The sequence below is a fragment of the Klebsiella sp. PCX genome, from assembly GCF_021869705.1.
GTDB lineage: Bacteria > Pseudomonadota > Gammaproteobacteria > Enterobacterales > Enterobacteriaceae > Klebsiella > Klebsiella quasipneumoniae.
In genome coordinates, this window is record NZ_CP091527.1 from 4,711,136 (window position 1) to 4,720,336 (window position 9,201).

20 protein-coding genes are annotated in these 9,201 nt (G+C 50.6%); all 20 read right to left on the minus strand.

Annotated elements, in window-relative coordinates:
* Positions 1–11: 11 nt before the first annotated feature.
* Positions 12–632: a 30S ribosomal protein S4 gene (gene rpsD / locus GQR96_RS22575; RefSeq protein ID WP_002919224.1), complete on the minus strand. Its 621-nt coding sequence runs from the start codon at positions 630–632 to the stop codon at positions 12–14.
* 33 nt (positions 633–665) lie between these two features.
* Positions 666–1,055, minus strand: coding sequence for a 30S ribosomal protein S11 (gene rpsK, locus GQR96_RS22580; protein WP_002919257.1), 390 nt, complete (start codon positions 1,053–1,055; stop codon positions 666–668).
* 16 nt (positions 1,056–1,071) lie between these two features.
* The gene (rpsM, locus tag GQR96_RS22585; protein WP_002919259.1) at positions 1,072–1,428 is read right to left on the minus strand and encodes a 30S ribosomal protein S13; all 357 of its coding nucleotides are present in this window, start codon (positions 1,426–1,428) and stop codon (positions 1,072–1,074) included.
* 146 nt (positions 1,429–1,574) lie between these two features.
* Positions 1,575–1,691: a 50S ribosomal protein L36 gene (gene rpmJ / locus GQR96_RS22590; RefSeq protein ID WP_000868187.1), complete on the minus strand. Its 117-nt coding sequence runs from the start codon at positions 1,689–1,691 to the stop codon at positions 1,575–1,577.
* 33 nt (positions 1,692–1,724) lie between these two features.
* The gene (gene secY, locus GQR96_RS22595; protein WP_002919515.1) at positions 1,725–3,056 is read right to left on the minus strand and encodes a preprotein translocase subunit SecY; all 1,332 of its coding nucleotides are present in this window, start codon (positions 3,054–3,056) and stop codon (positions 1,725–1,727) included.
* A 7-nt stretch (positions 3,057–3,063) separates the two neighbouring features.
* Complete coding sequence (rplO, locus tag GQR96_RS22600; RefSeq protein ID WP_002919516.1) at positions 3,064–3,498, minus strand: 50S ribosomal protein L15; 435 nt, start codon at positions 3,496–3,498, stop codon at positions 3,064–3,066.
* 3 nt (positions 3,499–3,501) lie between these two features.
* Positions 3,502–3,681 (minus strand): 50S ribosomal protein L30, encoded by a 180-nt coding sequence (gene rpmD, locus GQR96_RS22605; RefSeq protein WP_001140434.1) that lies wholly within the window; start codon positions 3,679–3,681, stop codon positions 3,502–3,504.
* Between the two features lie 3 nt (positions 3,682–3,684).
* Positions 3,685–4,188, minus strand: a complete 504-nt coding sequence (gene rpsE / locus GQR96_RS22610) for a 30S ribosomal protein S5 (RefSeq protein ID WP_002919545.1) — start codon at positions 4,186–4,188, stop codon at positions 3,685–3,687.
* Between the two features lie 14 nt (positions 4,189–4,202).
* Positions 4,203–4,556, minus strand: a complete 354-nt coding sequence (rplR, locus tag GQR96_RS22615) for a 50S ribosomal protein L18 (RefSeq protein WP_000358960.1) — start codon at positions 4,554–4,556, stop codon at positions 4,203–4,205.
* Positions 4,557–4,565: 9 nt separating this feature from the next.
* Positions 4,566–5,099, minus strand: a complete 534-nt coding sequence (gene rplF, locus GQR96_RS22620; RefSeq protein ID WP_002919662.1) for a 50S ribosomal protein L6 — start codon at positions 5,097–5,099, stop codon at positions 4,566–4,568.
* 12 nt (positions 5,100–5,111) lie between these two features.
* Positions 5,112–5,504: a 30S ribosomal protein S8 gene (gene rpsH / locus GQR96_RS22625; protein WP_002919665.1), complete on the minus strand. Its 393-nt coding sequence runs from the start codon at positions 5,502–5,504 to the stop codon at positions 5,112–5,114.
* Positions 5,505–5,537: 33 nt separating this feature from the next.
* Positions 5,538–5,843 carry a 30S ribosomal protein S14 gene (rpsN, locus tag GQR96_RS22630; protein ID WP_002919667.1) on the minus strand — a complete coding sequence of 102 codons (306 nt, stop codon included), beginning with the start codon at positions 5,841–5,843 and terminating at the stop codon, positions 5,538–5,540.
* Positions 5,844–5,857: 14 nt separating this feature from the next.
* Positions 5,858–6,397, minus strand: a complete 540-nt coding sequence (gene rplE / locus GQR96_RS22635; protein WP_001096200.1) for a 50S ribosomal protein L5 — start codon at positions 6,395–6,397, stop codon at positions 5,858–5,860.
* Positions 6,398–6,411: 14 nt separating this feature from the next.
* A complete protein-coding gene (gene rplX / locus GQR96_RS22640; RefSeq protein ID WP_000729185.1) occupies positions 6,412–6,726 on the minus strand; it encodes a 50S ribosomal protein L24 in 315 nt (104 codons plus the stop codon).
* 10 nt (positions 6,727–6,736) lie between these two features.
* Positions 6,737–7,108, minus strand: coding sequence for a 50S ribosomal protein L14 (gene rplN, locus GQR96_RS22645; RefSeq protein WP_002919748.1), 372 nt, complete (start codon positions 7,106–7,108; stop codon positions 6,737–6,739).
* A 165-nt stretch (positions 7,109–7,273) separates the two neighbouring features.
* Positions 7,274–7,528: a 30S ribosomal protein S17 gene (gene rpsQ, locus GQR96_RS22650; protein WP_002919751.1), complete on the minus strand. Its 255-nt coding sequence runs from the start codon at positions 7,526–7,528 to the stop codon at positions 7,274–7,276.
* Entirely contained in the window at positions 7,528–7,719 is a 192-nt protein-coding gene (gene rpmC / locus GQR96_RS22655) for a 50S ribosomal protein L29 (protein ID WP_002919754.1), read from the minus strand. Before rpmC ends, rpsQ begins: the two co-directional genes overlap by 1 nt.
* Positions 7,719–8,129 (minus strand): 50S ribosomal protein L16, encoded by a 411-nt coding sequence (rplP, locus tag GQR96_RS22660; protein WP_002919759.1) that lies wholly within the window; start codon positions 8,127–8,129, stop codon positions 7,719–7,721. Before rplP ends, rpmC begins: the two co-directional genes overlap by 1 nt.
* A 12-nt stretch (positions 8,130–8,141) precedes the next feature.
* The gene (gene rpsC / locus GQR96_RS22665; RefSeq protein ID WP_002919766.1) at positions 8,142–8,840 is read right to left on the minus strand and encodes a 30S ribosomal protein S3; all 699 of its coding nucleotides are present in this window, start codon (positions 8,838–8,840) and stop codon (positions 8,142–8,144) included.
* A gap of 17 nt (positions 8,841–8,857) precedes the next feature.
* Positions 8,858–9,190: a 50S ribosomal protein L22 gene (gene rplV / locus GQR96_RS22670; RefSeq protein WP_002919773.1), complete on the minus strand. Its 333-nt coding sequence runs from the start codon at positions 9,188–9,190 to the stop codon at positions 8,858–8,860.
* Positions 9,191–9,201 lie beyond the last annotated feature (11 nt).

Sequence of the window (9,201 nt, forward strand, 5' to 3'; positions counted from 1 at the left end):
GGTACTAAGCTTTACTTGGAGTAAAGCTCGACGATCAGGTGTTCGTTAATGTCCGCAGACAGATCAGAACGCTCCGGCTGACGCTTGAACGTACCTTCCATCTTGCCAGCATCAACTTCCAGCCAGGTTGGCTTTTCACGCTGCTCAGCCAGCTCCAGAGCGGCTTTCACGCGAGATTGCTTTTTCGCTTTCTCACGAATGCTGACAACGTCATTCGCTTTAACCTGATAAGAAGCGATGTTAACAACACGACCGTTTACCATAATCGCTTTGTGGCTAACCAGCTGGCGTGCTTCAGCACGAGTGGCGCCGAAGCCCATACGGTATACAACGTTGTCCAGACGACCTTCCAGCAGAGCCAACAGGTTTTCACCGGTGTTGCCTTTCAGACGTGCTGCTTCTTTATAGTAGTTACGGAACTGACGCTCCAGCACACCGTACATACGGCGAACTTTTTGCTTTTCACGCAACTGCACACCATAGTCAGACAGACGCGGCTTACGCGCACCGTGCTGGCCAGGAGCTTGTTCAATTTTACACTTGGTATCGATCGCGCGAACGCCAGACTTAAGGAATAAGTCGGTGCCCTCACGACGGCTCAGCTTGAGCTTAGGACCCAAATATCTTGCCATTTTCTTTCTCCAACTAACCTGGAAAACGCAGCGTTATACGCGACGTTTTTTCGGCGGACGACAACCGTTATGAGGGATCGGAGTCACATCAGTAATATTAGTGATGCGGAAACCAGCGGCGTTCAGTGCACGAATGGTAGATTCGCGACCCGGACCCGGACCTTTGACCATAACTTCCAGATTCTTGATGCCGTATTCTTTTACGGCTTCTGCGCAACGCTCTGCTGCAACCTGAGCTGCGAACGGAGTGGATTTGCGAGAACCACGGAAACCGGAACCACCGGCTGTTGCCCAACCCAGTGCGTTACCCTGACGATCAGTAATGGTAACGATGGTGTTGTTAAAAGAAGCATGGATATGAGCCACGCCGTCAGAGACTTGTTTTCTTACACGCTTACGTGCACGAATTGGTGCCTTTGCCATTATTCAATCACCCCGATTATTTCTTGATCGGTTTACGCGGACCCTTACGGGTACGTGCGTTGGTCTTGGTACGCTGACCGCGAACCGGGAGACCACGACGATGACGCAAACCACGGTAGCAACCAAGGTCCATCAGACGCTTGATGCTCAGGGTGATTTCACGGCGCAGATCACCTTCAACGACAAATTTACCTACTGCTTCACGCAGAATATCAATTTGTTCTTCAGACAGCTCACTGATCTTAACATTTTCAGCGATGCCCGTTTCAGCGCAGATGGCTTTAGAACGGGTTTTGCCGATACCGAAAATAGCGGTTAAAGCGATTACGGTATGTTTGTGATCAGGAATGTTAATGCCTGCTATACGGGCCACTATGCACTCCTACTATTTAATATGTACGCACCATGCTGAAAAGCCCGTTTTCAGGATACTCAAATGGAAACGTACAGACATACAAAAGATTGGCTGGCTAATCTAGCCAGCTCAATCCAACTTTGCAAGAAAAATATGCGAAAAAATCAGCCTTGGCGCTGTTTATGCTTCGGCTCGGCACTGCAAATCACACGGATGACGCCATCACGCTTAACGATTTTGCAGTTACGGCATAATTTCTTGACGGAAGCACGAACTTTCATTTTTACTCTCCGTAACTTCTCGGGCGACCAGTTTTAGCGGCCGTAGCCTTTCAGGTTCGCCTTCTTCAATGCAGACTCATACTGACTGGACATCATCAGAGTTTGCACTTGAGCCATAAAGTCCATAATCACGACAACAACGATAAGCAGCGAGGTCCCACCGAAGTAGAACGGCACTTTCATCGCGTCACGCATGAACTCCGGGATCAGGCAGATAAAAGTAATGTACAACGCACCAACCAGAGTCAGGCGAGTCATCACTTTATCGATATACTTCGCCGTTTGCTCTCCCGGACGAATTCCTGGTACAAATGCACCGGACTTCTTCAGGTTATCTGCTGTTTCACGCGGGTTGAAAACCAACGCCGTGTAGAAGAAACAGAAGAAGATGATTGCAGACGCATAGAGTAACACATAAAGCGGTTGCCCAGGCTGCAAATACAGCGAAATTGTTGTCAGCCAGTTCCAACCAGTACCACCCCCGAACCATGACGTGATGGTTGCCGGGAACAGTATAATACTGGAAGCGAAGATTGCCGGGATTACCCCCGCCATATTCACTTTCAGCGGTAAATGTGTGCTCTGTGCAGCATAGACACGACGACCCTGTTGACGTTTCGCGTAGTTTACCACAATGCGGCGTTGACCACGTTCAACGAATACAACAAAGAAGGTCACTGCAAATACTAATACTGCAACCAACAGCAACAGGAGGAAGTGCAGGTCGCCTTGACGCGCTTGCTCGATAGTATGGGCGATGGCCGGCGGGAGTCCCGCAACGATACCGGCGAAGATAATGATCGAGATACCGTTACCGATACCGCGTTCAGTGATCTGTTCGCCGAGCCACATCAGGAACATAGTCCCTGTGACCAGACTGACAACAGCGGTGAAATAGAATGCAAAGCCTGGATTAATCACCAGGCCCTGCATACCAGGCATATTCGGCAGACCGGTAGCAATACCGATCGACTGGAATATCGCCAGCACCAGAGTACCGTAGCGGGTGTACTGGCTGATCTTACGACGACCAGACTCCCCTTCTTTCTTCAGTTCTGCCAACGGTTGATAAACCACCGTCAGCAGCTGCACGATGATTGATGCCGAAATGTACGGCATAATCCCCAGTGCAAAGATAGAAGCACGGCTGAGAGCACCACCAGAGAACATGTTGAACATTTCAATGATGGTGCCTCGCTGTTGCTCAAGCAGTTTGGCAAGTACAGCGGCATCAATACCAGGGATCGGAATAAAAGAGCCAATACGGAACACTATCAGCGCACCGACCACAAACAGAAGTCTGCGTTTCAGTTCGCCAAGGCCACCTTTGGCACTTTGAAAATCTAATCCCGGTTGTTTAGCCATCTGCTACTTATTCCTCAATTTTACCGCCAGCAGCTTCGATAGCAGCACGAGCACCTTTAGTCACACGCAGGCCACGAACAGTTACCGGACGAGTTACCTCACCAGACAGGATCACTTTCGCGAACTCGATCTGGACACCGATAATGTTAGCCGCTTTCAGCGCGTTCAGGTCTACTACATCGCCTTCTACGTGAGCCAGATCGGAGAGACGGATCTCTGCGGTGATCATCGCTTTACGAGAAGTGAAGCCGAATTTCGGCAGACGACGGTACAGAGGCATCTGACCACCCTCGAAACCGCGACGTACGCCACCGCCAGAACGAGATTTCTGACCTTTGTGACCACGACCACCGGTTTTACCGAGGCCAGAACCGATACCACGACCCAGGCGTTTACCCGCCTTTTTGGAGCCTTCGGCCGGAGACAGAGTATTTAAACGCATCTCTTACTCCTCAACTTTAACCATGAAGGAAACCGCGTTGACCATACCACGAACAGCAGGAGTATCCTCGCGCTCTACGGTGTGACCAATACGACGCAGACCCAGGCCAAGCAGCGTTGCCTTGTGTTTCGGCAGACGACCGATTGCACTGCGGGTTTGAGTAATTTTAATAGTCTTTGCCATGGTTTATTTCCCCAGAATTTCTTCAACGGATTTACCACGCTTGGCAGCGACCATATCCGGGGACTTCATGTTTTCCAGACCGTCGATAGTTGCACGAACCACGTTAATCGGGTTAGTGGAACCATACGCTTTAGCCAGAACGTTACGAACCCCAGCGACTTCCAGAACGGCGCGCATTGCACCACCGGCGATGATACCGGTACCTTCGGAAGCCGGCTGCATGAATACACGAGAACCCGTGTGAGTACCCTTAACCGGGTGCTGCAGGGTGCCGTGGTTCAGCGCGACGTTAATCATATTGCGACGGGCTTTTTCCATCGCTTTCTGGATCGCTGCTGGAACTTCACGCGCTTTACCGTAACCAAAACCAACGCGACCGTTGCCATCGCCTACTACAGTCAGAGCTGTGAAGGAGAAAATACGACCACCTTTAACGGTTTTAGATACGCGGTTTACCGCGATCAGCTTTTCCTGCAGTTCGCCAGCTTGTTTTTCGATGTGAGCCATCTTACACCTCTACCTTAGAACTGAAGGCCAGCTTCACGGGCAGCATCTGCCAGTGCCTGGACACGACCATGATATTGGAACCCGGAACGGTCAAAGGAAACATCTTTGATGCCTTTTTCCAGAGCGCGTTCAGCGACAGCTTTACCCACAGCTGCAGCAGCGTCTTTGTTACCGGTGTACTTCAGTTGTTCAGCGATAGCTTTTTCTACAGTAGAAGCAGCTACCAGAACTTCAGAACCATTCGGTGCAATTACCTGTGCGTAAATGTGACGCGGGGTACGATGTACCACCAGGCGAGTTGCGCCCAGCTCCTGGAGCTTGCGGCGTGCGCGGGTCGCACGACGGATACGAGCAGATTTCTTATCCATAGTGTTACCTTACTTCTTCTTAGCCTCTTTGGTACGCACGACTTCGTCGGCGTAACGAACACCCTTGCCTTTGTAAGGCTCAGGACGACGGTAGGCGCGCAGATCTGCTGCAACCTGGCCGATCACCTGCTTATCAGCGCCTTTCAGCACGATTTCAGTCTGAGTCGGACATTCTGCAGTGATACCCGCAGGCAGCTGATGATCAACCGGGTGAGAGAAACCTAAAGCCAGGTTTACTACATTCCCTTTGACCGCTGCACGATAACCTACACCAACCAGCTGCAGCTTCTTAGTGAAGCCTTCGGTAACACCGATAACCATTGAGTTCAGCAGGGCACGCGCGGTACCAGCCTGAGCCCAACCGTCTGCGTAACCATCACGCGGACCGAAGGTCAGTGCATTATCTGCATGTTTAACTTCAACAGCATCGTTGAGAGTACGAGTCAGCTCGCCGTTTTTACCTTTGATCGTAATAACCTGACCGTTGATTTTTACATCAACGCCGGCAGGAACAACGACCGGTGCTTTAGCAACACGAGACATTTTTTCCTCCGATTAGGCTACGTAGCAGATAATTTCGCCACCAAGACCAGCCTGGCGCGCTGCACGATCAGTCATAACACCTTTAGAGGTAGAAACAACTGCGATACCCAGACCGGCCATAACTTTCGGCAGCTCATCTTTTTTCTTATAGATGCGCAGACCTGGGCGGCTGACACGCTGAATGCTTTCTACAACAGCTTTACCCTGGAAATACTTAAGAGTCAGTTCCAGTTCCGGCTTGGTGTCGCCTTCAACTTTAAAATCTTCGATAAAACCTTCTTCCTTCAGCACGTTGGCGATTGCCACTTTCAGCTTGGAGGAAGGCATGGTGACCGCAGCTTTGTTCGCGGCCTGACCGTTACGGATACGGGTCAGCATATCCGCGATCGGATCTTGCATGCTCATCTGTCTTTACTCCCGTGATTCAATTGGTGACAATTACCAGCTAGCCTTTTTCAGACCCGGGATTTCACCGCGCATAGCGGCTTCACGGACCTTAATACGGCTCAACCCGAACTTCCGCAGGAAACCATGCGGACGACCTGTTTGACGGCAGCGGTTACGCTGACGAGACGGGCTGGAATCACGCGGCAGAGTCTGCAGCTTGAGAACGGCATTCCAACGATCTTCGTCGGTTGCGTTCACATCAGAGATGATAGCTTTCAGTTCAGCGCGTTTAGCGAAGAATTTATCAGCTAAAGCCACGCGCTTTACTTCGCGTGCTTTCATTGATTGCTTAGCCATTAAGTAACCCTACCTTACTTGCGGAACGGGAAGTCAAAGGCAGCCAGCAGAGCACGGCCTTCTTCGTCAGATTTCGCAGTAGTGGTAATGGTAATATCCAAACCACGAACGCGGTCGACTTTATCGTAGTCGATTTCTGGGAAGATGATCTGCTCACGGACACCCATGCTGTAGTTGCCACGACCGTCGAAAGACTTAGCGGACAGGCCGCGGAAGTCACGAATACGCGGTACAGCAATAGTGATCAGGCGCTCAAAGAACTCCCACATGCGTTCGCCACGCAGAGTTACTTTACAGCCGATCGGATAGCCCTGACGGATTTTGAAGCCTGCAACTGATTTGCGTGCTTTGGTGATCAGCGGTTTTTGACCGGAGATTGCTGCCAGGTCAGCTGCTGCGTTATCCAGCAGTTTCTTGTCAGCGATCGCTTCACCAACACCCATGTTCAGGGTGATCTTCTCGACCCGAGGGACTTGCATGACAGAATTGTAGTTAAACTCAGTCATGAGTTTCTTAACTACTTCGTCTTTGTAGTAATCATGCAGTTTCGCCATCGTACTACTCCAAATTACTTGATAGTTTCGCTGTTAGACTTGAAGAAACGGACTTTTTTGCCGTCTTCGAATCTAAAGCCTACACGGTCAGCCTTGCCGGTTGCCGCATTGAAGATTGCAACGTTAGAAACCTGAATTGCAGCTTCTTTTTCAACGATGCCGCCTGGTTGGTTCAGAGCCGGAACCGGCTTCTGGTGTTTCTTAACCAGGTTGATACCTTCAACAATGACCTTGCCGGAAGACAGGACATTCTTAACTTTACCGCGCTTACCTTTATCTTTACCGGTTAACACGATAACTTCGTCATCACGACGGATTTTCGCTGCCATGATTCGCTCCTTAGAGTACTTCTGGTGCCAGAGAGATAATTTTCATGAACTTCTCGGTACGAAGTTCACGAGTTACCGGCCCAAAAATACGCGTACCGATAGGCTGCTCGCTGTTATTGTTCAGAATAACGCATGCATTACCATCGAAGCGAATGACAGAACCGTCCGGGCGACGAACACCCTTCTTGGTGCGCACCACTACCGCCTTCAGCACATCACCTTTTTTGACCTTACCACGCGGAATTGCTTCTTTGATGGTGATCTTGATGATGTCGCCTACGCCTGCGTAGCGACGGTGCGAGCCACCCAGAACCTTGATACACATTACGCGACGTGCACCGGAGTTGTCGGCGACGTTCAGCATAGTCTGTTCTTGGATCATTTTAGTGCTCCGCTAATGTCAACTACTACTGAGACCCGAAAATTAGGGTCGTTAAAAAGCCCCATATCGAGGGCGCGGCATTATAACACCACAAACCAGATATGGGTAGAAAAAATAAACGGCTCATCGCTGAGCCGTTTATCCGTATCGAGAATGCGTACTCTATTACAGAACCGCTTTCTCTACAACGCGAACCAGCGTCCAGGACTTAGTCTTGGACAGCGGACGGCATTCGCGGATTTCAACCTTGTCGCCGATACCGCATTCGTTGTTCTCGTCATGTACGTGCAGTTTGGTCGTACGTTTGATGAATTTGCCGTAAACCGGGTGTTTCACCATACGTTCGATAGCAACAACAATGGATTTCTCCATTTTGTCGCTAACTACGCGACCTTGCAGAGTACGGATTTTATCGGTCATTACGCACCCGCCTTCTGAGTCAGTAAAGTCTTAACGCGTGCAACATCACGACGCACTTGCTTCAGCAGATGAGTCTGTTGCAGCTGGCCACTTGCAGCCTGCATGCGCAGGTTGAACTGCTCACGCAGCAGGTTCAGCAGCTCAGCGTTCAGCTCTTCAACGCTTTTTTCACGCAGCTCTTTTGCTTTCATTACATCACCGTCTTAGTTACAAAGGTGGTTTTGATCGGCAGTTTCGCTGCTGCCAGGCCGAATGCTTCACGGGCCAGCTCTTCCGGTACACCGTCCATTTCATACAGGACTTTACCCGGCTGAATCAAGGCAACCCAGTACTCCACGTTACCTTTACCTTTACCCATACGAACTTCCAGCGGCTTCTCGGTGATCGGTTTGTCCGGGAATACACGGATCCAGATCTTACCTTGACGCTTAACTGCACGGGTCATAGCACGACGTGCTGCTTCGATCTGACGTGCAGTCAGACGACCACGGCCAACAGCTTTCAGACCGAAAGTGCCGAAGCTAACATCCGTACCCTGCGCCAGACCACGGTTGCGGCCTTTGTGCACTTTACGGAATTTTGTACGCTTTGGTTGTAACATCAGCGACGCTCCTTATTTACGGCCTTTACGCTGCTGCTTTTTAGGTTGAGCAGCCGGTTCCGGTTGTTCAACAGCAGCCATACCACCCAGGATCTCACCTTTGAAGATCCATACCTTAACGCCGATTACACCGTAAGTGGTGTGCGCTTCAGAGGTGTTGTAGTCGATGTCAGCACGCAGAGTGTGCAGCGGTACGCGACCTTCACGGTACCATTCGGTACGTGCGATTTCCGCGCCGCCCAGACGGCCGCTAACTTCAACTTTGATACCTTTAGCGCCCAGACGCATTGCGTTCTGTACAGCACGCTTCATCGCACGACGGAACATAACGCGACGTTCCAGCTGAGAAGTGATGCTGTCAGCAACCAGTTTTGCGTCCAGTTCAGGTTTACGAACTTCGGCGATATTGATCTGTGCAGGTACGCCAGCGATATCCGCTACGACCTTGCGCAGTTTTTCTACGTCTTCGCCTTTCTTACCGATAACGATACCCGGGCGAGCGGTGTGAATGGTCACACGGATGCTCTTAGCCGGACGCTCGATAACGATGCGAGATACAGACGCTTTAGCCAGTTCTTTAGTCAGGAACTGACGTACTTTAAAATCGCTGTCCAGGTTGTCAGCGAATTCTTTGGTGTTCGCGAACCAGGTAGAGTTCCATGGTTTGACAATACCCAGGCGAATACCATTAGGATGTACTTTCTGACCCATTGCTAGTCTCCAGAGTCTCAGCGATCGGACACAACCACAGTGATGTGGCTGGTGCGCTTCAGGATGCGATCTGCACGACCTTTAGCACGCGGCATAATGCGCTTCATGCTCGGGCCTTCGTCTACGAAAATTTTCGCAACTTTCAGATCATCAATGTCAGCGCCATCGTTGTGTTCAGCGTTAGCAATGGCAGATTCCAGTACCTTCTTGACCAGTACAGCAGCTTTTTTGTTGGTGTAGGTCAGAATATCCAGGGCCTGCGACACTTTCTTACCGCGAATCAGGTCAGCTACAAGGCGAACCTTCTGAGCAGAAGAACGAGCATGGCGATGTTGAGCTAAAGTTTCCATCTCTTCCTCCT

What these genes read in the sequence shown, in the direction of transcription:
- rpsD (WP_002919224.1), bottom strand. Translation starts at nt 632, where the DNA reads ATGGCAAGATATTTGGGTCCTAAGCTCAAGCTGAGCCGTCGTGAGGGC.
- rpsK (WP_002919257.1), bottom strand. Translation starts at nt 1,055, where the DNA reads ATGGCAAAGGCACCAATTCGTGCACGTAAGCGTGTAAGAAAACAAGTC.
- rpmJ (WP_000868187.1), bottom strand. Translation starts at nt 1,691, where the DNA reads ATGAAAGTTCGTGCTTCCGTCAAGAAATTATGCCGTAACTGCAAAATC.
- secY (WP_002919515.1), bottom strand. Translation starts at nt 3,056, where the DNA reads ATGGCTAAACAACCGGGATTAGATTTTCAAAGTGCCAAAGGTGGCCTT.
- rplO (WP_002919516.1), bottom strand. Translation starts at nt 3,498, where the DNA reads ATGCGTTTAAATACTCTGTCTCCGGCCGAAGGCTCCAAAAAGGCGGGT.
- rpmD (WP_001140434.1), bottom strand. Translation starts at nt 3,681, where the DNA reads ATGGCAAAGACTATTAAAATTACTCAAACCCGCAGTGCAATCGGTCGT.
- rpsE (WP_002919545.1), bottom strand. Translation starts at nt 4,188, where the DNA reads ATGGCTCACATCGAAAAACAAGCTGGCGAACTGCAGGAAAAGCTGATC.
- rplR (WP_000358960.1), bottom strand. Translation starts at nt 4,556, where the DNA reads ATGGATAAGAAATCTGCTCGTATCCGTCGTGCGACCCGCGCACGCCGC.
- rplF (WP_002919662.1), bottom strand. Translation starts at nt 5,099, where the DNA reads ATGTCTCGTGTTGCTAAAGCACCGGTCGTTGTTCCTGCCGGCGTTGAT.
- rpsH (WP_002919665.1), bottom strand. Translation starts at nt 5,504, where the DNA reads ATGAGCATGCAAGATCCGATCGCGGATATGCTGACCCGTATCCGTAAC.
- rpsN (WP_002919667.1), bottom strand. Translation starts at nt 5,843, where the DNA reads ATGGCTAAGCAATCAATGAAAGCACGCGAAGTAAAGCGCGTGGCTTTA.
- rplE (WP_001096200.1), bottom strand. Translation starts at nt 6,397, where the DNA reads ATGGCGAAACTGCATGATTACTACAAAGACGAAGTAGTTAAGAAACTC.
- rplX (WP_000729185.1), bottom strand. Translation starts at nt 6,726, where the DNA reads ATGGCAGCGAAAATCCGTCGTGATGACGAAGTTATCGTGTTAACCGGT.
- rplN (WP_002919748.1), bottom strand. Translation starts at nt 7,108, where the DNA reads ATGATCCAAGAACAGACTATGCTGAACGTCGCCGACAACTCCGGTGCA.
- rpsQ (WP_002919751.1), bottom strand. Translation starts at nt 7,528, where the DNA reads ATGACCGATAAAATCCGTACTCTGCAAGGTCGCGTAGTTAGCGACAAA.
- rpmC (WP_002919754.1), bottom strand. Translation starts at nt 7,719, where the DNA reads ATGAAAGCAAAAGAGCTGCGTGAAAAAAGCGTTGAAGAGCTGAACGCT.
- rplP (WP_002919759.1), bottom strand. Translation starts at nt 8,129, where the DNA reads ATGTTACAACCAAAGCGTACAAAATTCCGTAAAGTGCACAAAGGCCGC.
- rpsC (WP_002919766.1), bottom strand. Translation starts at nt 8,840, where the DNA reads ATGGGTCAGAAAGTACATCCTAATGGTATTCGCCTGGGTATTGTCAAA.
- rplV (WP_002919773.1), bottom strand. Translation starts at nt 9,190, where the DNA reads ATGGAAACTTTAGCTCAACATCGCCATGCTCGTTCTTCTGCTCAGAAG.